Source organism: Streptomyces sp. NPDC058375 (assembly GCF_042723425.1).
In the GTDB taxonomy this organism is placed as follows: domain Bacteria; phylum Actinomycetota; class Actinomycetes; order Streptomycetales; family Streptomycetaceae; genus Streptomyces; species Streptomyces durocortorensis.
Genome location: NZ_JBHXJG010000117.1, coordinates 1 through 22046 on the forward strand (window position 1 = coordinate 1; position 22046 = coordinate 22046).

Annotated in this window: 19 protein-coding genes; 10 read left to right on the forward strand and 9 right to left on the reverse strand. The window is 74.2% G+C overall.

The features are described 5' to 3' along the window. The first annotated feature begins 82 nt into the window (after positions 1–82). Positions 83–550 carry an RICIN domain-containing protein gene (locus ACFWM7_RS19740; protein WP_383262399.1) on the forward strand — a complete coding sequence of 156 codons (468 nt, stop codon included), beginning with the start codon at positions 83–85 and terminating at the stop codon, positions 548–550. Positions 551–580: 30 nt separating this feature from the next. Here the strand turns inward: ACFWM7_RS19740 and ACFWM7_RS19745 are convergent, their stop codons facing one another. Together ACFWM7_RS19745 and ACFWM7_RS19750 are read right to left on the reverse strand one after the other, a co-directional pair. Beyond that, positions 581–1558 (reverse strand): class I SAM-dependent methyltransferase, encoded by a 978-nt coding sequence (locus ACFWM7_RS19745; protein ID WP_383262400.1) that lies wholly within the window; start codon positions 1556–1558, stop codon positions 581–583. After that, complete coding sequence (locus ACFWM7_RS19750) at positions 1555–2565, reverse strand: AraC family transcriptional regulator (RefSeq protein ID WP_383262402.1); 1011 nt, start codon at positions 2563–2565, stop codon at positions 1555–1557. The genes ACFWM7_RS19745 and ACFWM7_RS19750 overlap by 4 nt, the downstream gene beginning before the upstream one ends. 107 nt (positions 2566–2672) lie before the next feature. On the opposite strand from ACFWM7_RS19750, the gene ACFWM7_RS19755 reads away from it, so the two are divergent. Both ACFWM7_RS19755 and ACFWM7_RS19760 read left to right on the forward strand, forming a co-directional pair. Further along, the gene (locus ACFWM7_RS19755) at positions 2673–3602 is read left to right on the forward strand and encodes an NmrA family transcriptional regulator (RefSeq protein WP_383262404.1); all 930 of its coding nucleotides are present in this window, start codon (positions 2673–2675) and stop codon (positions 3600–3602) included. A gap of 116 nt (positions 3603–3718) precedes the next feature. Beyond that, entirely contained in the window at positions 3719–4681 is a 963-nt protein-coding gene (locus ACFWM7_RS19760; RefSeq protein WP_383262405.1) for a LysR substrate-binding domain-containing protein, read from the forward strand. Positions 4682–4840: 159 nt separating this feature from the next. Here the strand turns inward: ACFWM7_RS19760 and ACFWM7_RS19765 are convergent, their stop codons facing one another. Continuing rightward, positions 4841–5146: a 4a-hydroxytetrahydrobiopterin dehydratase gene (locus ACFWM7_RS19765; RefSeq protein ID WP_383262407.1), complete on the reverse strand. Its 306-nt coding sequence runs from the start codon at positions 5144–5146 to the stop codon at positions 4841–4843. A 116-nt stretch (positions 5147–5262) separates the two neighbouring features. On the opposite strand from ACFWM7_RS19765, the gene ACFWM7_RS19770 reads away from it, so the two are divergent. Continuing rightward, on the forward strand, positions 5263–6114 hold the full coding sequence (locus ACFWM7_RS19770) for a helix-turn-helix domain-containing protein (RefSeq protein ID WP_383262408.1): 852 nt from the start codon (positions 5263–5265) through the stop codon (positions 6112–6114). A 21-nt stretch (positions 6115–6135) separates the two neighbouring features. On the opposite strand, the gene secD is transcribed toward ACFWM7_RS19770, so the two are convergent. The 4 genes from secD to ligA all read right to left on the reverse strand — a co-directional run bounded on the left by secD (position 6136) and on the right by ligA (position 12809). Next, on the reverse strand, positions 6136–8592 hold the full coding sequence (gene secD / locus ACFWM7_RS19775; protein ID WP_383262409.1) for a protein translocase subunit SecD: 2457 nt from the start codon (positions 8590–8592) through the stop codon (positions 6136–6138). Between the two features lie 86 nt (positions 8593–8678). Further along, the gene (locus ACFWM7_RS19780) at positions 8679–9263 is read right to left on the reverse strand and encodes a hypothetical protein (protein ID WP_383262411.1); all 585 of its coding nucleotides are present in this window, start codon (positions 9261–9263) and stop codon (positions 8679–8681) included. An 80-nt stretch (positions 9264–9343) separates the two neighbouring features. Beyond that, positions 9344–10060, reverse strand: coding sequence for a rod shape-determining protein MreC (locus ACFWM7_RS19785; RefSeq protein WP_383262412.1), 717 nt, complete (start codon positions 10058–10060; stop codon positions 9344–9346). A gap of 604 nt (positions 10061–10664) precedes the next feature. Next, positions 10665–12809: an NAD-dependent DNA ligase LigA gene (gene ligA / locus ACFWM7_RS19790; protein ID WP_383262414.1), complete on the reverse strand. Its 2145-nt coding sequence runs from the start codon at positions 12807–12809 to the stop codon at positions 10665–10667. A 217-nt stretch (positions 12810–13026) separates the two neighbouring features. Between ligA and ACFWM7_RS19795 the strand changes: the two genes are divergently transcribed. From ACFWM7_RS19795 to ACFWM7_RS19805, 3 genes are all read left to right on the forward strand, one after another. Then, positions 13027–13965 carry a DUF1996 domain-containing protein gene (locus ACFWM7_RS19795; RefSeq protein WP_383262416.1) on the forward strand — a complete coding sequence of 313 codons (939 nt, stop codon included), beginning with the start codon at positions 13027–13029 and terminating at the stop codon, positions 13963–13965. Between the two features lie 96 nt (positions 13966–14061). Further along, complete coding sequence (locus ACFWM7_RS19800) at positions 14062–14691, forward strand: DUF305 domain-containing protein (RefSeq protein ID WP_383262431.1); 630 nt, start codon at positions 14062–14064, stop codon at positions 14689–14691. A gap of 34 nt (positions 14692–14725) precedes the next feature. Next, on the forward strand, positions 14726–15778 hold the full coding sequence (locus ACFWM7_RS19805; protein WP_383262418.1) for a LacI family DNA-binding transcriptional regulator: 1053 nt from the start codon (positions 14726–14728) through the stop codon (positions 15776–15778). Between the two features lie 46 nt (positions 15779–15824). On the opposite strand, the gene ACFWM7_RS19810 is transcribed toward ACFWM7_RS19805, so the two are convergent. Then, a complete protein-coding gene (locus ACFWM7_RS19810) occupies positions 15825–18005 on the reverse strand; it encodes an alkaline phosphatase family protein (RefSeq protein ID WP_383262420.1) in 2181 nt (726 codons plus the stop codon). A 245-nt stretch (positions 18006–18250) separates the two neighbouring features. Here ACFWM7_RS19810 and ACFWM7_RS19815 point away from each other — a divergent pair, with 245 nt between their 5' ends. Next, positions 18251–19027, forward strand: a complete 777-nt coding sequence (locus tag ACFWM7_RS19815) for an MBL fold metallo-hydrolase (protein ID WP_383262421.1) — start codon at positions 18251–18253, stop codon at positions 19025–19027. Next, positions 19024–19674, forward strand: a complete 651-nt coding sequence (locus ACFWM7_RS19820) for a DedA family protein (protein WP_383262423.1) — start codon at positions 19024–19026, stop codon at positions 19672–19674. The genes ACFWM7_RS19815 and ACFWM7_RS19820 overlap by 4 nt, the downstream gene beginning before the upstream one ends. Before the next feature lie 165 nt (positions 19675–19839). On the opposite strand, the gene ACFWM7_RS19825 is transcribed toward ACFWM7_RS19820, so the two are convergent. Further along, complete coding sequence (locus ACFWM7_RS19825; RefSeq protein WP_383262425.1) at positions 19840–21126, reverse strand: aminotransferase class I/II-fold pyridoxal phosphate-dependent enzyme; 1287 nt, start codon at positions 21124–21126, stop codon at positions 19840–19842. Positions 21127–21459: 333 nt separating this feature from the next. Here ACFWM7_RS19825 and ACFWM7_RS19830 point away from each other — a divergent pair. Then, positions 21460–22046, forward strand: a 587-nt coding sequence (locus ACFWM7_RS19830) for a phosphatase PAP2 family protein (protein WP_383262429.1), incomplete at its 3' end; no start/stop codon positions are given.

A 22046-nucleotide genomic window follows, 5' to 3' on the forward strand; every position in this document is an offset into this window, starting at 1 on the left:
CCGTGATCGCGGTGGGGGCGCCGTCGTCGGCCACCTGGACGGGCAGCAGCCCGCATCACACATCCATCGGGAGACTGGGAACATGAGCGGCGAACTCGCGCCCGTCGTCGAGGCGGGCCCGTACCGCCTCCGCAACGTCGGCAGCAAGCTGGTGCTGGAGGTGTACGGCGCGGCCAAGGGCAGCGGGGCCCGGGTCCAGCAGGGCGAGGACGACGGGACGGCCGCGCAGGTGTGGCGGCTGGCCCCGGTGCACGAGGGCGCGGCCCTCTTCCACCTGGTCAACGAGCACAGCGGAAAGCGGCTGGACGTGGCCAATGCCGACACGTCGAACGGCACCCGGATCCAGCAGTGGAAGGCCAACAACTTCGGCGCCCAGGAGTGGCTGATCGAGCAGCACGCCGAGGCGCCCGGGACGGTGACGCTGGTGAGTTTCATCAGCGGGCTGGTGATGGAGGTCGCGGACCGCTCCACCGAGGCCGGGGGCACGGTTCAGCAGTGGGAGGACACCGACTCCCCCTTCCAGTGGTGGCAGTTGGAGCCAGTGCCGTAGCCGGGAGAGACCCGGGGCGGAGTCCTGGACTCAGGCCCGCCGGCCCAGATGCATCGTGCGGGCGGAGAGCAGGTGGACGTCCGCGCGGTGGTACAGGCCCTCGGAGTCCTCGGGGTCCAGCAGCCGTTCCAGTACGGCGCTGTCCTCGGCCGTCAGCAGCTCGCCGAGCACCTCGCGCTCGCGGGTGATGCTCGCGATGACGTGGTCGCGGGCCGGGCGGGAGAGCGGGGCGGGCAGGTCGAGCAGGAAGCTGCGGGTGCCCTGCGGGGCGAGGCCGACCGCGGTGAAGAGCGCGCCCCAGTCCTCGATCTCCCGCTTCGCGCCCGGGAGTTCGGACCGCATGTGCTCGAAGCGGGTGGCGGCGGCCGCGCCCATGCGGGCCTCCAGACCGGGCTGCCCGATGCCGATGTCGCGGGGCAGCCGCCGGGTGGGCAGGCCGCCCTCGACGAGCGCGACCGTCCCGCCGGCCCGCAGGAGCCCCGCGAAGCCCGCCAGCGCGGCGCGCTGATCGCCCAAGTGGTGCAGGGAGTTGCCCGCCCAGATCAGATCGGCCTCACCCAACCGGTCGAAGTCCGCCGGAAGTTCGGCCTCCAGAGTCTGGAAGCGGTCGATGACGCCGAGGCGCCGCGCACGGTTCGTCGCACGTTCCAGGAGAGCGGGCGTGGCGTCCACGGCCACCACTTCGGCCTCCGGGAAGACCCGGGCCAGCAGGCACGAGACGACGCCGGGGCCGCTGCCGATGTCCAGGATCCGGCGGACCTTCGGCGCGGTGGGCAGGGCGGCGACCCAGCGGGCCGCCTCCTCGTACTGTGTGCCGTTGAGTTCGGCCTCCTGCTCCAGCAGGGGGCCGAGAACGTCCCAGTCGATGTCCGTCGCCGGATCGCCCCCTGAACCGTGCGCATGGGCATGGGCATGGGCATGGGCGTGCGCATGTGCACGGACATGGGCTTGTACGGGGGTGGCGGCGGCGTGCGCGTCGTGGTGGCCGTGACCGGCGTGGCTGCTCATGGGGTCAGCCTCCCCGGAAGGGATTCGGGCGGCAAGGTTCGTTGCCGATCCGGCAAATCGAGGTGGTGCCCCGGCGTACCGCCGCGGTACTCCTGCGGGCTGACCCCCCTGACCCGCTTGAACGCGGCGCTGAAGGCGAAGGGGGTGCTGTAGCCGACCTTCCGGGCCACGGCCTCCACCGTGGCGTCGCTCTCGCGCAGCAGGTCGGCCGCGACGGCGAGCCGCCAGCCGGTGAGGTAGGCCATCGGCGGCTCCCCGACCAGTTCGGTGAACCGGCGGGCCAGCCCGGCCCGGGACACCCCGGCGCGGGCGGCGAGCGAGGCGACGGTCCAGGGGCGCGCCGGGTCGTCCTGGAGCAGCCGCAGCGCCATCCCCACGACCGGGTCGCCCATCGCGCGGTACCAGGCGGGAGCGTCGGCCCCCGGCCGGGAGAACCAAGCGCGGAGCACGGCGATGAGCAGCAGGTCCAGCAGCCGGTCCAGGACGACGCGCTGGCCCGGCTCGTCCTGGGCGATCTCCGCGTCGAGCAGGTCCAGCAGCGGGCGGGTCCGCGCGTCGGCGGGGACCGTGAGGAGCGGGGGCACGGCGCCCAGCAGTCTGCGGCTGATCTCGCCGTCCAGCAGATAGGTGCCGACGAGGACCGCCGTCGCGCCGTCGACCGCGTTTCCCCAGGTCCGTACGTTCAGCACCATGTCCTGCGAGAGCGGCCGGCCGTGCAGTGTGGTGCAGATGCCGCCGGGGCCGATGAGAGCGTGGGGTGTCGTCCCGGGTGCGTCGGCGACGGTGTACGGATCGGGGCCGCGGACCACCGCGACGTCCCCGGGGCCGAGGAGGACCGGTTCGCCTCCGCCAGGCGGAACGATGCAGGCCGTGCCGCGCCTGACCGACATGAGGCAGATCGGCGCCCGGTCCTCGATCCGTACCGCCCAGGGCGGCTCCATCACCATGCGGAGCAGGAACGCGCCCCGGGCCCGTGGTCCGTCCAGGAGTCCGGCGAGAGCGTCCATGGCCGCCAGCCTAACGACACGTGGACGCGCAGGCGTGTGGACGCAGGAGTAGGTGCCTGAGCCTTTGGAGCATGTCCGGGCGGGGGCGGGCCCGGGAGTCTGGAGCCATGACGGAGAACACCTACACACGACAGAACGACGGCAAGGCCGGCAACGGCGGCAACGGCGGTAACGGCAAGACCGAATACGACGGACAGGGCGTGGGGCAGATGACGGGAACGGTCCTGGTGACGAGCGGCACGGGCAAGACCGGCCGTCGGGTGGCCGAGCGGCTGGCGGGCCTCGGGGTACCGGTCCGCGCGGGCTCGCGCTCGGGCGAGGTGCCGTTCGACTGGCAGGACGACACGGGTTGGGCGGCGGCCCTGGACGGCGCACAGGCCGCCTATGCGGCGTACTACCCGGACCTCGCGGCGCCCGGGGCGGCGGAGGCGATGGCTGTCTTCGGGCGGACCGCGGCGGCGTGCGGGGTGCGCAGGGTGGTGCTGCTGTCGGGGCGCGGCGAACCGCAGGCGGCGGTCGCGGAGGAGGCGCTGCGCGGTGCCGCCGGGGCGGTGGAGGTCACGGTCGTCCGGTCGGCGTTCTTCGCGCAGAACTTCAGCGAAGGCGCGCTGCTGGACGGCGTTCTCGGCGGCGAGGTGGTGTTCCCGGCGGGCACGACGGCGGAACCGTTCCTGGACCTCGACGACCTGGCCGACGTGGTGGTGGCCGCGCTGACCGGGGACGGGCACGCGGGGGCGGTGTACGAGCTGACGGGCCCCCGGAGCCTGACCTTCGCGGAGGCGGCCGACGTACTGGGCCGGGCGGCGGGCCGGCCGGTGCGGTACGTGCCGGTGACCGGACCCCAATACGCGGCGCTGCTGGAGGAGTTCGGGGTGTTCGGCCCGGAGGCGGGATTCCTGGCCGAGCTGTTCGCCACCCTGCTGGACGGCCACAACGCGGCGACGACGGACGAGGTGAAGCGGGTGCTGGGGCGGGAGCCGAAGGACTTCTCCGACTTCGCCCGCGACGCCGCTGCGGACGGTGCCTGGCACGGCTGAACCGGAACCTCGCGCCCGACGCGCCGGCCCGGCAGCGTACGGCCCGCGTACACCGACCGAACGGTAGGCGGAGCGCGCATATTGCCGGAGTGCTCCCGGGCCCATAACTTGCCCTTATGGAGCTGGAGTTGCGCCATCTGCGAACGGTCCGTGCCATAGCCGACACGGGCAGCCTCACCAAGGCCGCCGCCACGCTGGGCCTTGCCCAGCCCGCTCTCAGCGCCCAGCTGCGGCGGATCGAGAAGGCCCTGGGCGGCGCGCTCTTCGACCGTGACCACACCGGGGCCCGGGCCACCCCGCTCGGCGAACTGGTGCTGGAGCGGGCCCGGGTGGTGCTGCCCGCGGTCAGTGAACTCCAGGCGGAGGCGGTGCGGTTCGCCAATGCCACGGGGGCGCTGGACCGGTTCCGGCTGGGCGGCACGCACGGTCCGCTGCTCGGCGGTCTGGTGGACCGGATGGCCGCCGCGCACCCGGAGGCGGCGGTGTCGACGTACACCTCGTGGTCGGTGGCCGAGATCGCCTCGTTGGTGATCGACGGGCGGCTGGACTTCGCGCTGATCGGGACGTGCGGCGAGAGTCCGCCGCCGCTGGCGGACCGGCTGGTCTGGGAGGTCGTCGGGGTGGACCCGGTCTTCGTGATGCTGCCGGAGGACCATGTCCTGGCCGGCGAAGCGGAACTGGATCTGGCCGCGCTCGCGGACGAGTGCTGGGCGGACGTGCCGGGCGACGGGTGCTTCGCGGACTGCTTCACCGCGGCTTGCGCGCGGTCGGGCTTCACGCCGGTGTCGGTGTACGAGACGGACACCTCGTCCGTCGTCCATCTGGTGCAGGTGGGGCGGGCGATCGGGCTGTGCCGGGCGACCTTCCCGCCGACGCCCGGCCTGGTGACCAGACCCCTGGCCGGTGCGCCGCTGAGCTGGCGCCACCTGGTGGGCTGGCATCCGCACTCCCCCGCCGCCGACGCGGCGGCGGGGCTGGTGGCCGGCGCGACCCGCGCGGCGTACGCGGAGGCGGTGTCGCGCAGCCCGAGTTACGCGCAGTGGCTCGGCGCGCACCCGAGGTTCGGCACGGTGGTCTGAGCCGGGGGTGACGGGCTCCGGCCGCCTCGACGGCTCCGGCGACCGGGCGCGCTCCGGCGGACCATTCGGCTCCGGCGGCTCCGGCGACCCCTTCGACCCCTTCGACCCCTTCGACCCCTTCGACCCCTTCGACCCCTTCGACCCCTTCGACCCCCGAGGCTACTCCGCTCCGTGGGCCGAGGCGGCGGCGGCCACCCGGGTGGCGAGCGTGAGGTCCTTCTCGGTGATCGCACCGCCCGCGTCGTGGGTGTGGACGGAGAGGGCCACCGTGTTGTAGCCGAGCGTCAGGTCGGAGTGGTGGTTCAACTCGTCCTGGATCCCCGCGATGTGAACCGTCAGCGCCGCGGCGGCGAAGTGGGAGGGCAGCCGGAAGGTCCGGGTGATCCGGTCGCCTTCCCGCGCCCAGCCGGGCAGGCTCTCCAGTCGGCGGTCGGTCTCGGACGGCGACAGCGGTTCGGCGCTCATGGAACGGCTCCCGTGGCTCTCGGTGGATCGTGGATCGGCGTGTGCGTCACAGCGGGCCTGGGCTGTCCGTACCGGCGCGGCCCCGCCCGGCCCGCTCGTGACGTTACGGTCTTGGCATGACGACTGTCTTGCCCGACACGGGAGTGGGGCCGCTGCTGCGGGACTGGCGGGAACAGCGGCGGATCAGCCAGTTGGAGCTGGCCCTGCGCGCGGACTCCTCGGCCCGCCACATCTCGTTCATCGAGACGGGCCGGTCCCGGCCCAGCGAGGACATGGTCCTGCGGCTGGCCGAACAGCTGGACGTCCCGGTCCGTGAACGCAACGCCCTCCTCGTGATCGCCGGTTACGCGCCCCGCTACCCGCAGACGCCGCTCGATGACCCCGCGATGGCCTCCCTGCGCGAGAGCCTCGACCGGCTGCTCGCCGCGTACGAGCCGTACCCGGCCCTCGTCGTGGACGGCACCTACGGGGTGGTGGCGGCCAACCGCGGGGTCGCTCTGCTGCTGGACGGCGTACCGGAGAAGCTGCTGACCCCGCCGCTGAACGCCATGCGGCTCACCCTCCACCCGGAGGGGCTCGCCCCGCGCATCGTGAACCTCCCGGAGTGGCGGGCGGACCTGCTGGCGCAGATGGGCCGTCAGATCGCCCTCGTACGCTCGCCGGAGCTGCGTGCGCTGTACGACGAGGTGGCCGCCTACCCGGCCCCCGCCCGGGCCGACACCGAGAGGGCTGGTGGCGCGGTCCCGGTCGCCGGCGGGGCGGACGGGGCAGGACGAGAGCGGGACCTGGCCGCCGCGTTCGCGCTGCCGATGCTGCTCGAACACGGGGGCCGGGTCCTGTCGTTCGTGTCGTCGATCGCGACGTTCAACACGCCGATGGACGTGACGGTGGCCGAGCTGGCCGTCGAGACGTTCCTCCCCGCCGACCGGGAGACCGCCGCCTATCTGCACGCCCACGTACCGTCCTGACCCGGCCCCTTCGCGCTCACCTCAGACGCGCGCGCCGTTGTCGAGCGGGTCGCGCCGTGCCGCACGGGTCTTCCCGCGCGATGTGCCCTTGCCCTTCCCCGGTGCGGGCGGCGGGGCCTTCGCGGTCCGTTCCAGGGCGAGGGCTCCGGGTACGGCGGTGAACACCGAGGACCAGGTGCCGACGGAGATGCCGATGAGCAGGGCGAGCGCGAAGTCGGCCAGCGAGTCGCCGCCGAGCACCGCGAGGGCGGCCAGGATGAACAGAGCGCCCATCCCGGTGTTCACCGTGCGCGGCACGGTCTGGAGGACGGCCCGGCGGGCAATGGTGTCCAGCGGGGTCCGCCGGTTCGCCCCCCACAGCTCCCGCACCCGGTCGAAGACCACCACCGAGTCGTTGACCGAGTAGCCGATGACCGTGAGCAGGGCGGCCAGGAAGATGCCGTCGACGGGCCGCCCCAGCCAGGCGAACGCCCCCACCACCAGGATCACGTCGTGCACCATCGCCACGACGGACGCCACCGCGAACGTCCAGCGGAACCGGGCCGCCAGATAGGCCAGTTGGACGACCACCGCGACGCCCAGGGCGATCAGCGCGTTGCGGCGCAGTTCGTCGCCGAGGCTCGGGCCGATCAGCTCGTCCCGTACCTTCGTCGTCTCGCCGCCCTCCTCCGCGAGGGCGGTGCGCAGGGCGTGTTCGCCGTCGTTGTCGAGCTTCCCCGTGCGTACGGACAGGTCGCGGTCGCCCGCCGTGGTGACCTCGGCGTCCCCGAACCCGGCGTCGGCGAGTGCGTCCCGGGCGGTTTCGACGTCAACCGGGCGGCTGGTGGAGTATTCGACCAGCCGGCCCCCGGTGAACTCGACGCCCAGATCGACCCCGCGCACCACGATCCCGGCCACCGCGACGGCGACCAGGGCCGCCGAGACGACGAGCCATTGCACCGGTTTCCGGAAGAGCTTCGGGTCCTTGCGGACCAGCCAGGTCCGTACGGCGCCGGGGCGCCCGATGCCGTTGACGTTCCGGTAGTCGCTGACGAAGCGGGAGTTCGCGGCGATCTCGGTGAGCACGCGGGCGATGACCAGCGCGGAGAACATCGAGGCGACGACCCCGATGGCGAGGGTGACCCCGAACCCCTTCACCGGGCCCGAGCCCAGGAAGAAGAGCAGGCCGGCCGCGATCAGCGTGGTCGCGTTGGAGTCGGCGACCGCGCTCCACGCCTTCTTGAACCCGGTGATCAGCGCGGAGCGCAGGGAGCGTTTCGGCCGGTCGGCGCACTCCTCCCTGGCCCGTTCGAAGACCAGCACGTTCGCATCGACCGCCATCCCGACAGCGAGGACGAACCCGGCGAGCCCGGGGAGGGTCAGCGTGACGCCGAGGGCGAGGAGCGCGGCGTACGAGATCACGCCGTACGCCCCCAGCGCTACGGCGGCCAGCGCGCCGAAGAGGCGGTAGACGACGGTGATGAAGAGCGCGGTGGCGGCGGCTCCGATGAGGGCGGCCCGCGCGCTCGCGTCGATGGCCGCCGCGCCGAGGGTCGGGCCGACGGTTCGCTGCTCGACGATCTCGACGGGCACGGGCAGGGCTCCGCCCTTGATGAGCAGCGCCAGGTCACGCGCCTCGTCCGCGCTGAACGAGCCGGTGATCTGGGTGGCCCCCGACGGCAGTCCGACCCGGCAGCCGACCGACGGGTCGACCTGCGGCGAGGAGATGACCTTCTCGTCGAGGACGATGGCGACCCTCCGCCGGTCGTCCCCGGCAGGATGGCAGGCGGCCTCGCCGGTCAGTTGCTTCCAGTCCTGGCCCGCGTCCTTACGGAATTCGAGCGACACGCTCCAGCCCGCCCCGCCCTGTGCGTCGAACCCGGCGGTGGCGTCCTCGACGCCCGCGCCGGAGAGCCGGGGCGCGCCGAGAGCGAGGGCGCGGCCCTGCTCGTCGGGAAGCGTCAGCTTGTCGGGGGCGGTGTTGGAGTCGGGGTCGGTGTTGGAGTCGGGTTCGGTGTCGGTGTCGGTGTTGGAGCCGGGATCGGCGGTGCGGTCGGGGTCGGCCGCGGAGTCCGGGTCGTCGGGGGCCGGGTCGGAGCCCTCGGTGGGCTCGGAGCCCGGGGTCTTCTCCTCCGGCGCCTCGGTTCCCGGCCCCTCGACCGCGTGGAAGGTGAGCTGGGCCGTGCGGCCGATCACCTCGGCGGCCTGGCGCGGGTCCTGGACGTCGGGCAGTTCGACGATGATCCGGTCCTCGCCGGAACGCGTCAGGGTCGGCTCGGAGACGCCCAGCGAGTCGATGCGCTGCCGGAGCACCTCCAAGGTGCGGTCGGTGGTCTCGCGGTCCGCCTGGACGGTGGCGGTGTCCCGGGCCTGGAGCACGATACGGGTGCCGCCCTGGAGGTCGAGTCCGAGTCTGGGCGACATGGTCAGGCTGATGTAGACGGAGACGAGCAGGACGGCGACAGCCAGAACCGCTCGCACCGCGGTGGCGCGAGTCATGGAAATCCTTCGGTGGGGCGTCGAGGGCGTGCTAGGCGTCGCGGGCCCGGTCAAGATCCCCCGGACGCGCCCTGGGCGCCCTCACCTCAGTGAGGACGCGACGCCGGATCGGCAGAACAGGACGGATGACCGGTCGTGGGACCGGTGGTCGTCCTGCCCGGAGGCCCCCGTACGCCGGGGAGCGTGCCCCGGCGGCTGCCGGGCGCGTCGAAGGAGTCCGCGGCGGACCGCTGTACGCCGCCGTGCGGTTCGGCCGGCCCCGGCGGAGCGGGCGTCAGCGCGTCGTGCGGCGGCGGTGGCGCGTGCAGAAGCAGGTACGCCCGTCCGCCGCCCGCCCGGGGAGCCTGCGCCGGATCGGCCGCCGCCCTGGGCTGCTCGTGCGCGGCCTGCGCCACCGCACCCGAGCCTGTCCCCGGCCCGGCCACGACGCCGCTCGCGTGGTCCGGCCTCCCCCGGTCGGATCCGGCGACGTGCCCGGTGCCATGCCCGGTGCGATGCCGGATGTCAGGCCCGGCGACGGGCCCGGAGCGGTGGGTCGTCGGTACGGCCGGCGCCGAGGCCACGGTGACGGCCGGCCCGAGGCTTCGGGAAGGCAGGGCGGGCGCGGCGCCGTTCGCTGTGGCGGCACCGCCGACGAGGGTGAGGACGGTCAGTAGCAGTGTGGTCAGCACACACCGCACCCGGGACGCGTTCGACGCGTTCGCCGGGGGCCGTCCCCGGTACTTCGCCGGGGACCGCCCCCGGTACGGCGTCACCTCGGTCGGCCGAAACGCTCGGGCGGCGCCGTCCGATGGCGGAGCACGGAGCTGAGGATCTGTCCGGCGCCCCGGACGACCGTGGTCGACGGGTCGTCGGCCAGGCGAACCCGGGTGCCGAGGCGGCGGGCGATGCGATCGGTGACGTCGGCCCGCAGCGCGCCGCCGCCCGCGAGCACGGGGCCCTTGCGCAGGGCCCCACGGATCGCGCCGTGCCGGTCGTGCCGCCACATGGACGTGATCATGTCGAGCACGGTGCGGACGAGGACGGTGGGCAGCGCCGCCGGATCGAGGCCGTCGAGGTCGTCGAGTCCGCTCTCGGCCTGCCGGGCGTCGGCGACCAGGCCGCCCACGAGGAGCGTGACCTCGGTCAGCTCGGCCCCCATGTCGACGACGAGAAGAGGGCCCGCCTCCCTCGGTCCGGCGTACGCGGCGGCGGCCCGGCCGCTGCTGAGGACCAGGACGCGCGTCGTCCCGAGCCCGGCGAGCAGGGCGCGCGCGGTGGTGCGGTGTTCGGCGCCGGCGAGCACCGGGTGGCTGAGGACGATCACGCTGTCCCTGCGGTCCGGGCCCAGGGCCGCGTCGGCGATCCGGCCGAGCAGCCGGCCACAGGACTCGGGGTCGACGATGCGCCCGCGCCGGACCGGCCGTTCGGCGCCCCCGTGGGGGCCGGAGCCGGGGAGCGGGTCGAGAACCAGGCCCCGGCCGGGCACCCAGGCCCGGGTACGGGAGCTGCCGAGGTCCAGGGCCAGCCCCCGGGCGGCCGGGGCGCCGCCCGATGCGACCGGGGCCCCCAGGCGCTGGTGCCGGTGGTGTGTCCGGAGGCCCTCGTACGTACGCCCCGCCCCGAACGCCCCGGCACCGCTCCCGTCACGAAGCGGCCCGGGGCCCTTCCCCCACGGGCCCGCGCCCGGACGGAGCGGCCCTCGCCACTCACCGGGCGCGGAAGCGATCGAGAAGCGAAGAGCCGGTACGGGAGCGGTCGAAGGAGCAGAGGCCGGAGCGGATCCCGACGACGGGGGGACGGCGCGACCCGGTCGCTGTCCGTCGTGCACAGAACGCATCGTCCCTCACCCCCGGCCGCCCGCCGCAGCCGTCCACGCACCCCGTCGGCCCGCTGATAACGAGGCACGACCGATCCCTCACTATGCAATACGGGGTGGTGGAACGCCACATCCTCGCTGATTCACAGGTGCGACACCGGCACCGTGATCCGCGATCGCGGCCGGCGACCGGCGACCGGCGACCACACCCTCAACCGCGACCTCGACGCCGTGGCCCCCGACACCGCGGCACCCGGCCCGCTCCGGCATCCGCTCAGCTCTCCTCCCCCACCGCCAGAAAGGCGCCGACCAGCTCCGCGAACTCCTCCGGCACCGTGATCCTGACCCCCAGGCCCTCCGCCTTGGTGCGCTTGGATCCGGCCTTGTCCCCGGCGACCAGCAGGCTCGTGCGCCGGGAGACGCTGGAGGACGACTTGCCGCCCGCCCGCTCGATCAGCTCGTTCATCTGGTTGCGCGACAGCTTCTCCAACGCCCCGGACATCGCGCCGGTGACCACCACGGTCATGCCCGCGAGCGGCAGCGCGGAGCCGGCGCCACCAGCATCCGCACCTGCTTCCCCACCGGCCTCCGGGTGCGCGGCGACTGCCGCCGCCTCCGTCCCGGGCTCCGGGGGCGGGGTGGCCCCCGGCTCGGTCATCGACACCCCGGCCGCGACGAGCTTGTCGATCAGCGGTGCCAGCTCCACCAGCTCGGCCACCACCGCGGCGGCCTTCTCCTTGCCGATGCCGTCGACCCGCTGGAGCGTCTCCACATCGGCGGCGACGATCCGGTCCATCGTGGCGAAATACCGCGCGATGCGGCGTGACATGGACCGCCCCGTGCCCCGTACGCCGAGGGCGCAGAAGACCCGGGAGAGCGGCCGGGAGCGGGCGGCCTCGATGGCCGCCAGGAGATTGTCCGTGGAGGTCTCGCCCATCCGGTCGAGGGCGAGCAACTGCTCGCGCTTCAGGGTGAACAGATCCGCGAAGTCCGCGACGAGGCCCGCGTCGACGAGCTGGACGACCCGGGTGGAGCCGAGGCCCTCGATGTCGAGCTGATCGCGGCCCGCCGCATACGAGACGGAGGCGACCAGACGGCAGTTACGGCCCCGGGCGCAGCGCCAGCGCTGTTCGCTCGCGTCGATGTCGGAGCCGCACTGCGGGCAGCTCTCGGGGAAGTCGATCGGCGTCTCGTCGCCGGTGCGCAGGTGCACGACGGGGGCCTCGATGCGCGGGATGATGTCGCCGGCCTTGTAGACCATGACCTGGTCCCCCAGCCGCAGATCGCGCCGGGTGATGTCGGCCGGGTTGTGCAGGGTGGCGTAACCGACGGTGGAACCGTCGATCACCACGGGCTCCAGGACGGCGCGCGGCGCGATGATGCCCGTGCGCCCGACGTTCCACTCGACGGACAGCAGGCGGGTGATCTTCTCCACGGCGGGCAGCTTGTGGGCGATGGCCCAGCGGGGCGCGCGGGTGCCGGAGCCCGCCTCGCGCTGGTCGGCCGCCAGATCGGCCTTGATCACGATCCCGTCGATGCCGAACGGCAGCGCGGCGCGCACGGAACCTATGGCGTCCACCCGCGCCTGGACCTCCTCGACCGTGGTGGCCAGGACCGGCGCCACGTCGGTGCCCGCGGCCGTGTGCACGCCGAGTCCCGCGACGTACACGAGGACCTCACTGTGGGGCAGTTCGGCGAGGGTCCGGGTGAGCTCCCCGGAATCGGGCAGCGGCAGTGCGCCGTAGGCGAAGAAGGTCGTCTCCACCCGGTAGGCGCGGTCCTTGGCCCGCAGGGTGCCCGCCGCCCCGTTGCGCGGATTGGCGAAGGGGGCGCCGCCGTGTTCCGTACGGGTCGCGTTGCCCTGTTCGAACTGCTCGTTCGTCATCAGGATCTCACCGCGCACCTCGATGGTGACCGGCTCGGCCAGCCGCTCCGGCAGTCCGACGACGGCGCCGGCCGCGTGCGAGACGTCCTCGCCCGCCGTGCCGTCGCCCCGGGTGATGAGGCGCTCGAACCGGCCGTCCCGGTAACGCGCGGCGACCGCCAGGCCGTCGAGCTTCGGCTCGACGCTCCACGCGGTCACCGGTCTGCCGATGCGCCGCTCCAGCGAGGCGGCCCAGGTGGCGAACTGCTCGGCCGAGAACACGTTGTCCAGCGACAGCATGGGCACCGTGTGCGGCACATCGCCGACGGCGGCCCCGCCCGCGACCTTGCCCGTCGGCGAGGCGGCAAGCACCTCCTCCGGGTGCTCCGTCTCGTACGCCGCTATCCCGCGCGCCAGCCGGTCGTAGGCGTCGTCGTCCAGCGCGCTCTCGCCCGTGGCGTAGTACGCGGCGGCGGCGACGGAGGCCTGTTCCACGGCGGCGGCGTAGGCGGCGGCATCGGCGAGCACAGCAGCTGAGTTCGTCATGGTCACCATTCTTCCGGCCACCACTGACAACGACCCCGATCACCTTTTCGCCCCCCCGTATAGGAGAGCGCTCTCCCCAGCCATCGCCCACAACTCGCGCTTCATCGTGCCGGTTTACCGAGCCTGTCCGATCTCTTGACATGCACAGGAGGCACTTCTACGTTCCTCCGAGAGAGCGCTCTCTGACTTGACCCAGGAATCCCCCACTTCCCCGAACAGGAGTGCCGTGCTCTTCCGTCATCGACGCAACCCCGACCACCGCCGCCAACGATCCCTGCCGTCCTGGCGGTACAGAATCGCCGGGCTCGCCGCGGCCGCCCTCGCGCTGTCCTTCCTCCAGGCCAACGTGGGCAACGCGGCTGCCGAGCGGGCCGCCGCCGAAGCCGCACCGAAGGCCGCCGCGGATGTGGTGCGGGTGGCCGAGTTCCTCGCCGAGTGCCCGTACACCCACCGGCTCCCCGACGACCCGATCGTCTTCCCCGGGCTGCCGGGCGCCTCCCACATGCACAGCTTCTTCGGCAACGACACCACGCACGCCGGCTCCGACCTGGCCTCCCTGGAGCGGGGTCGTACGTCGTGCTCCCCCGACACCGACCTGTCGTCGTACTGGGTGCCCACCCTCTACGACGGCGACAAGGAGGTGGAGCCCACCGGGACCACCTTCTACTACCTGGGCGAGGGCGTGAGCGACGACGTCATCCGGCAGATCAAGCCCTTCCCCCGGGGCCTGCGCATCGTGGCGGGCAACGCGAAGGCGACCGGGCCGCAGGACAACACGATTGCCCGCTGGTCGTGCCTGCACGCCGGTGAGGTCAACCCCTCGCAGGACTTCGTGAACTGTCCGCCCGGCACGATGATGGAGTCCTACCTGGACTTCCCGCAGTGCTGGAACGGTACGGACCTCGACTCCCCCGACCACAAGAGCCACATGGCCTACCCGGTGAACGGAGGCTGCCCGTCCACCCACCCGGTGCCGGTGCCCAAGCTCCGGCAGGTGCTGCGCTACCCGGTGAACGGCGACCCGGCCCGCTTCCGGCTCGCGTCCGGGCCCGGCTACACCATGCACGGCGACTTCTTCAACGTATGGCCGGAGGAGGAGATGGCGCAGCGCGTCCGCGACTGCATCAACGCGATCGTCAAGTGCGGCTTCGACGGCCGGCCCTGAGTGATCGTCACCTCCATGCGCACCGCGTCCGCCCCGGGGCCCGGCTCGGGGGGGGACGCCCTCCCCCACCCCGTACGAGGACACCTCATGGACCGCATGAACCTCCCGTCGCTCCTCCACCGGGCAGCCGTCCTCGGCCTGCTGGGCGTGCTGGTTTCCATCGGGGCGGCCGGCTGCTCGCCGGCGGCGGACTCCGCGCCCCGTACGGCAGAAGTACGGACATCCGCACCGCCGTCCGCCACCGGATCCGCCACCCCCGCCGCCGGGACCGCCACCGATGTCGGCTGGGTCCAGCTGATGGCCCCCATGAACCAGCAGGCTGTGAAGCTGCTGACGCTCGCCGCCGAGCGCGCTGCCGAACCTCGGCTACGCGCCTTCGCGCTCCGGCTGCGCAGCGGCCAGGAAGCCGAACTCGACCGGCTGCGGCCCCTGCTGACCCGCATGGGGCTGCCCCACACCGATGTGCACGCGGGGCACGACATGCCCGGCATGGTGACCGAGCGGGACCTGAAGGCGGCCCGCGCCGCCGAGGGGCCCGCCTTCGACCGGCTCGTCGTCGTACAGATCCGGGACCACTTGCGCCAGTCCGCCCAGGTGTCGCGTTCCGAGATCACCGCGGGTGGCCGGGCGGACGCGCGTGAGCTGGCCGCCGCCCTCGTGACGGCGCGCGAGACCTCCCTCGCCGAGCTGGAACGGCTGCCGGGCGCGGTGCGGGCCCTCGGCTGAACGGGGCGGCCGGCCTGCGGGTATAAAGGGCTGCATGACAGCCGAAGTGCCGCAGCCCGTACGCCCCGCGACCTTGGAGGACGTGGCGGCCGTGGCCGGTGTGTCACGGGCGACGGTGTCCCGGGTGATCAACGGAGCGACCACCGTCGACCCCGCCCTGCGCACCGTGGTCGAGGAGGCGGTGGCGACCACCGGCTACGTGCCCAACCGGGCCGCCCGCTCGCTGGTGACCCGGCGGACCGACTCCGTGGCCCTGGTGGTCTCCGAGCGGGAACGGCGGCCCATGTCCGAGCCGTTCGTCGGCCGGATGTTCTCCGACCCGTACTTCGGGCGGGTCGTCAGCGGGCTGCTGGAGGTGCTGCGCCCGGCGGGGATCCAGATGGTCGTGATGCTGGCCGACGACGAGGCCTCCCGGACCCAGCTGCTGTCCTATCTGCGCCACGGCCACGTCGACGGGGTCGTGCTGATCACCACGCACGCCGACGACCCGCTGCCCGGCCTGCTCCAGGACACCCGGATGCCCGCCGTCCTCGCGGGCCGTCCGCACAGGCCGTCGCCGCTGGCCTATGTGGAGGTGGACCAGCACGCCGGGGCGCGGCTGGCGGCCGATCACCTGGCCGCGCTGGGACGACGGCGCATCGGCACCATCTCCGGGCCCCAGGACATGCCCGCCGGGCAGGTCCGGCTGACCGGCTTCCTGGAGGCCTGCGCCGCCCACGGCATCGAGGACGTGGCCTGCGCCGAAGGGGACTTCACGCATCTGGGCGGGGCCGCGGCGATGCGCCGGCTGCTGGCGGACCGCCCCGACCTGGACGGGGTGTTCATCGCCTCGGACCTGATGGCCCTGGGCGCGCTCCCGGTGCTGCTCCGGGCCGGTCGGGACGTGCCGTCCGATGTGGCGGTGGTCGGCTTCGACGACAGCAGTGCGGCGGCCGCCTGCGACCCGCCCCTGACCACGGTCCGGCAGCCGGTGGAGGAGATGGCCGCGGAGATGGCCCGGCTGCTGCTGAAGCAGATCGGCGAGCCGGCCGGCCCCTCGCCCTCCGTGCTCTTCCCGCCGGCGCTCGTACGGCGGCAGTCGGCCTGAGCGCCGACGGGGCCGCGCCCCTGAGCTCGGTCGACCCGCGCCCCGGTCAGGCCGTCGTTCCCGGCGCGTCCGGGACCGGGGCCTGGCCCGGGAACGGCTCGTCCGCCAGGCCCGCCCCGGCGAAGCCCTCGGCGCGTACCGGCACCTGGGGCCCTGAGGACTCCTGGAGCCAGCGCGTCAGCACCCGGTGGACCGCCTCGGCGCCCACCAGTTCGCCGCCCGGCGGCACGGGCGCGCCCTCCGCCCTCTCGGCGGCCACGATGTCGAGCGGGTCCGTCAGCCCGCGCGGCCAGAGCAGGAACGGCCGGGACTGTTCGCCGCCGAGGCCGCCGTGCGAACCGATCTGCTCCTCGAAGGCGTGCACGGTCCCGGTGGCCGGGTCGTACATGGAGTTGACCATGACGTCGGCGACGTGCGGGAAGGTGTCGGTGCGGCGTACGGCGGCGGCCGCCCCGATGCCGAAGTCCGCGAGCGGGCCCTCGCCGTCCGTCAGTTCGGCGACGGGGATCTGGGCACCGCCCGGACCGAGCACCACGGAGCCGTGTTCCTCGCTGCGGACCAGGAGGAAGCCGATCCCCGGGTGGTTGGCGAGCGTGGACAGCAGCGCGGGGTGGCTGCGCTCGATCTGTTCGCGGGAGGCGCGGCCCTCGATGTCGGGGAAGGAGATAAGACCGAGGTTGCCGGAGGCCAGCACGATCGGGTCGGAGAGCTTGGCCGGGTGCTCGTCCTCCTGCCCCTCGACGGGGCGGTGCAGCGCGATCCGCACCGCGTCGCGGGCCTCGGAGGCGCTGCGGGTGCGCTGGGCCCGGCGGGGCACGGGCAGCCCGCAGCCCGCCCGGACGAGGTCCTTGAGCGTGAGCCCGTACTTCCCCGCGAAGGTCTCCCCGGGGCTCTGGCCGTGGTCGGACAGGAGCACGATCCGGTAGGCGCGCGGGGTGTGGTCGGCGATCTTGGCGATCAGGGCGAGGGAGCGGTCGAGGCGTACGAGGACCCTCTCCGCGTCGGGGCTGTGCGGGCCCGAGTGGTGGGCGACCTCGTCGTAGGCGACGAGGTCGGCGTAGACGGCGGTGCGTCCGGCGAACATGTCACCGAGGACGGCGGCGGCGACCACGTCGCGCTCGACGACGGTGGCGAAGGCGCGGATGAAGGGGTAGAGCCCGCCGCGCTTGATCCGGGGGGTGACCTTCCGGGCGCGGGCCCGGGTCGACTGGCCGATCTCGCGGAAGACCTCGGCGACGAAGGAGAGGGCGGTACGGGTGGCGTTGGCCGGGTCGGAGAAGTAGGCGAAGTATCCGGCGCGGGAGCGCCGGCCCTTGCCGCGCCGGGCGGCCATGGACAGGACCAGGGCCAGCTGTCCGGCGCCGCCGCTGAAGAGGTTGCCGCGGCTCGCCCCGTCGACGGTGAGCAGGCCGCCGTCGTGGGTGCGCTCGATGGCCCGGCGCTGCATTTCGAGGGCGCTGGCGGGACGGCTGGAGACCATGACGGTGCGGGTCTCCTTCTCGTACCAGCGGAACGCGGGCACGTCGTGGTTGCTGCCGTGCAGGATGGCGAGCTGGCTGGCGCCGGTCTGGCTGGACCAGTCGGTACGCCAGGGGGTGAGGCGGTGTCCTGAGGAGTCGGCGAGCCAGCCGGCGACGGTCGGCATGAGCCCGGCGGCCGCCGCGTTCACCAGGACGTCGTGGCCGACGCCGTCGAGCTGGAGGAAGACGGTGCCGGGCGGTCCGTCGCGGCCGGGTTCGGCCGGGGCCGGCGATCTGCCGCGTCTGCGGCGCCGGTCGGCGAGGCGGGAGAGCCGGCGGCGGTAGGCCTCGTCGTCGCGGACGGCGAGGGCCGTGGAGGTGGCGGAGGCGACGGCGGACATCACGGCGGCGACGACGACCGCGGTCTCCGGCGCGGCGTCGCCGCGCCCGTCCGGGATCAGGCGCAGCGCTATCAGCAGCAACGAGCCGTTGAGGAAGAAGACCAGCGCGCCGAGGACGAGCGCGGGCACGACGAGCAGGGACCGGACGAGGACGGGCCACACCAGTGCGGAGAGCAGGCCGAAGGCGCCCGCGCCCCAGGCCGCGGTGAACGCCGTCCTGGTGACGGTGTCGCCGTCGTCGGACTGGAGCTGGAAGTCGGGCAGGGCGCCGGCCAGCGCGAGCATGGTGAGAGTGGACACCGCCCAGACCGCGATCACCCGCATCAGGGCCGTGCCCGCCGACCTCCACCACTTCCCGTCACCCACGCCGGTCCACCTCACGCCCCCTCCGCCCCCGGGCCCGGTCGTCCGGGGCCCACCCTTCAGCTTTTCACAGCGTCGGTCCCGGTCAGCGGCTTCGGCGACAGGCTGAAGGCTCGGCGCGAGGGTACGGGGGGCGCATAGGCTCGTACCGGCAGCGCACCCGGGCACGGGCCGCGCGGGCCGTACGCACCGGGACACGGGAACAGGGTCACGGTGTGCCGAGGAGCGAGCGAGGAGGCGGACGGCCGGTGGAGGTCACCTGGTGGGGTCATGCCACCTGCACGATCGAGGACTCGGGGGTGCGGGTGCTGACCGATCCCCTGTTCGTACGGCGCTTCGCGCATCTGCGCCGCCGCCGGGGCGAGGTGCCGCCGCCGCAGGCCGCGGTCGCGGAGGTGGTGCTGATCTCCCACCTCCACTCCGACCATCTGCATCTGCCGTCGCTGGCCCGGCTGGCTCCCGGCAGCCGGTTGATCGTGCCGAGCGGCGCGGTGGCGGCCGTGCCGGGGCTGCGGATGCTGCGGCGGGTGCGGCAGCTGCACGTCACCGAGGTCAGGGCGGGCGACACGGTACGGGTCGGCGAGGTGCGCGTACGGGCGGTCCCCGCGCTGCACGACGGGCGGCGGCTGCCGGTCGGGCCGCACCGGTCGCCCGCGCTCGGCTACGTGGTCGAGGGCGAGGCCCGGACGTACTTCGCCGGGGACACCGGGCTCTTCGACGCGATGGCGGACGCGGTGGGGCCGGTGGACGTGGCGCTGCTGCCGGTGGGCGGCTGGGGGCCCTACCTGGGACACAGCCATCTGGATCCGGCCCGGGCCGCCGAGGCGCTGACCCGGCTCGCGCCCCGGTCGGCGGTGCCGGTGCACTACGGCACGTACTGGCCGGTCGGCCTGGACGCGGTGCGCCCGCACGAGTTCCACGCGCCGGGAGACGAGTTCGTACGGCACGCGGCGAAGCGGGCCCCCGAGGTGACCGTGCATCTGCTGGGGCACGGCGAACGGGTCAGGCCGGAGACCGGCCGGTGATCCAGGAGATCCAGCAGGTGGTGCGGGAGCTGCCCACCGAGTCGACCCAGCAGGCGATCGGCTACCCGACGCTGTTCGCCCTGGTGGCGCTGGGGTCGTTGGTGCCTGTGGTGCCGACGGGGGCGCTGGTGAGTTCGGCGGCGGTGGTGGCCTTCCACCAGACGTCGCCGCTCGCCCTGCTCTTCGTGTTCCTGGTGGCGTCGGCGGCCGCGTTCCTCGGCGACGTCTGTCTGTACTGGCTGGGGCAGCGCGGGGTGCGGTCGAATCACGGCTCGAAGTGGCTGGGGGCGATCACCCGCCGGGCCGCGCCGGAGCGGCTGGCACAGGCGCAGGAGAAGCTGGCGGAGCACGGCGGGACGGTGCTGGTGCTGTCCCGGCTGGTGCCGGCCGGGCGGATACCGGTGATGCTGGCGTGTCTGCTGAGCAAGATGCCGCTGCGGCAGTTCGTCCGGGGCGACGTTCCGGCGTGCCTGGCCTGGGCGGCGACGTACCAGCTGATCGGGATCCTGGGCGGTTCGCTGTTCCCGGAGCCGTGGCAGGGGGTGGTCGCGGCGGTGGCCCTGACGCTGCTGATCAGCGGGGCTCCGGCGGTGTGGCGCCGGCTGCGGGCACGGTTCGGCCACGGGACGGGCGACGCGACGGGGTGACCGTCTTCCCCGTCGGCCGGGGTCTCCGGGGCGCGGCACGCCGTGACCGTTCTCGCGGCGGGTGGCACAGCCGTGGCCGTTCTCGCGGCGGGTGGCACAGCCGTGGCCGTTCTCGCGGCGGGTGTGGCACGGCAGTGGCCGTTGTCGCGGCGGGTGTGGCCGTCCTCAGCGCAGCGCGCGGAAGACCGCCGTGAAATCGTCCAGGGCTTGTGCCACATGGGCGAGCTCCAGCGGCTTCGCGGCGGCGAGGGACTCCGTCTGCTGCTGCGGCGTGGCCCCCAGCAGCGGTCCGGTGCCCAGGCGTACGCGCAGGGCGCCCAGCTCGTCGCCGAAGCGGTGGCCGCCCGGGGCCGGTGCGCCGAGCCGGTCGGTGAGGTATTCCTCCAGCTCCATGGAGTCCGTGACGCCCAGGTCCGCCAGCCGGGAGCGCAGCGGGCCGAGGTCGGCGTAGAGGTGGCGGCCCGCCTGCGGGGGGCGGGCCAGCGCGCCGGAGCCGAGGACCGCTCGGTGGGCGGCGGAGGCGACCTCGGCCTGGAGCGCCGCCGCCCGCCGGACCCGGTCGCGTACGGAATCCGGCTCGCCCAGGGCGTGGGCGGCGGCGTGGGCGACCGGGCCGGCGACCTGGGCGCCGAGTGCGGTGAGGATGTCCAGGGTGCGGGCGTGCCGGACGACGGCGCGGGCGGTGTCCGGGAAGCGGGCGACGGCGACCGGCCAGGCGGCCGGTACGAGCGCTCCGGACAGGTCGTCGATCACCGTGACGTCGTCCGGGCACATCTCGGCGGGGCTGAGCAGGACGGTGTCGCGGGGCCGGTGCACGGTGTCGCGCCAGGTCTCGTCGCTGACGATGTGCAGCCCCTCGTCCACGGCCGCCTCGCAGGCCTCGCGGACCAGCTCGGGCGGGGCGACGGTGGCGGTGGGGTCGTCCACGACGGACAGGAGCAGCAGTTTCGGCCGGCCGCCCTCCGCGCGGACCCGGCGGACGGTCTCCAGCAGGGCGTACGGGTCGGGGACGCCGCCGCATTCGGCCGGGGTCGGCACGTGGTAGGCGGGCCGGCCCAGCAGCCGGGCCTGCGGCATCCAGGCGGCCGGGCAGGGGCGCGGCATGAGGACGTCGCCGCCGTGTGCGCCGATGAGGGCCAGCAGGAGCGGCTGGGCCCCGGGGGCGGCGGCGATCCCGCCCACGGCGCCGTGCAGCCCACGCCGGTCCCAGTACCCGCGCGCCGCCTCACGCAGGACCGCCCCGCCGCCGGGGGGTTCGGGGCGGGTCCGGGCGGAGGCGGCGGCGAGAACGGCGGCCAGCTCGGGAAGGACCGGCAGACCGGGGTCGGGGGCGGGCGGCCCGTAGCGGACGGGGCCGTGGTCCTCGTGCGGGGGCGAACGGTCCGGCCCGGAGCTTCCCCGGGCGCCGGGCCGCCCGGAACCGCCCCGGCCGGTGTCCTCGGTTCCGTGCATCCGGCCCTCCTCCGCCGCTCGCCGCTCCGCGTCTGCGGCGCGCCCACTCGCCCGATCGTCGGCTCCGGCCCGGATCGCCGGCTCCAGGCCCGCGCCGGGGTCCGGGTAAACGGCTCCCCGTCACCGGCTCCGGCTCCGGCTCCCCGTCATCGGTTCCGGGTCCGCGCCCTCTGGCTTCTTTATACGGAGGATCCGGGCCGCCCGCCCGCCCAAGCGCGCACCCGCGCCGGGGCCGTCCAGCCGTGGGCCGTTCCGCCGGTCGGTGGTGGCGCGTGGCCAGGGTCTCAGCGCGCCTGCTGGTTCAGCGTGGCCCGGCCGGGTATTCGCTGAGCCATGTCCACACCGAGAACCTCATCCGCCACCGCCCCCGCCGTCGCCCGGCTGCGCGGCTGGCTGCAGGGGCGCGACCTGGCCGTCTTCCGGAGCGTCGCGGACCGGCACTGGCCCGGCGCCGATCCGCTGCTGCCCAGGCTGAGCCGGAGCGCCAACCACGGGCTGCTCTGGTTCGGGGCGGCGGCCGGGATCGCGGCCCTCGGCAGCAGTGCGCGTTCGCGCCGGGCCGCGCTGCGCGGGGTGGCGTCCCTCGCCGTGGCCTCGGCGACGATCAACACCGTCGGCAAGGGCGCGGTCCGCCGCGAGCGGCCGATAACGGACCTGGTGCCGGTGGTCCGGCAGCTCAAGCGGCAGCCGATCACCACCTCCTTCCCCTCGGGCCACGCGGCGTCGGCGGCGGCCTTCGCCACCGGGGTGGCCCTGGAGTCCAAGGGCTGGGGCGCGGTCGTGGCCCCGGTCGCGGCGGCCGTGGCGGCCTCCCGCGTCTACACCGGGGTCCACTACCCGAGCGATGTGCTGGCGGGTGCGGCGCTCGGCATAGGAGCCGCGTTCGCCCTGCGCGGCGTCGTGCCGACCCGGGGCCAGCC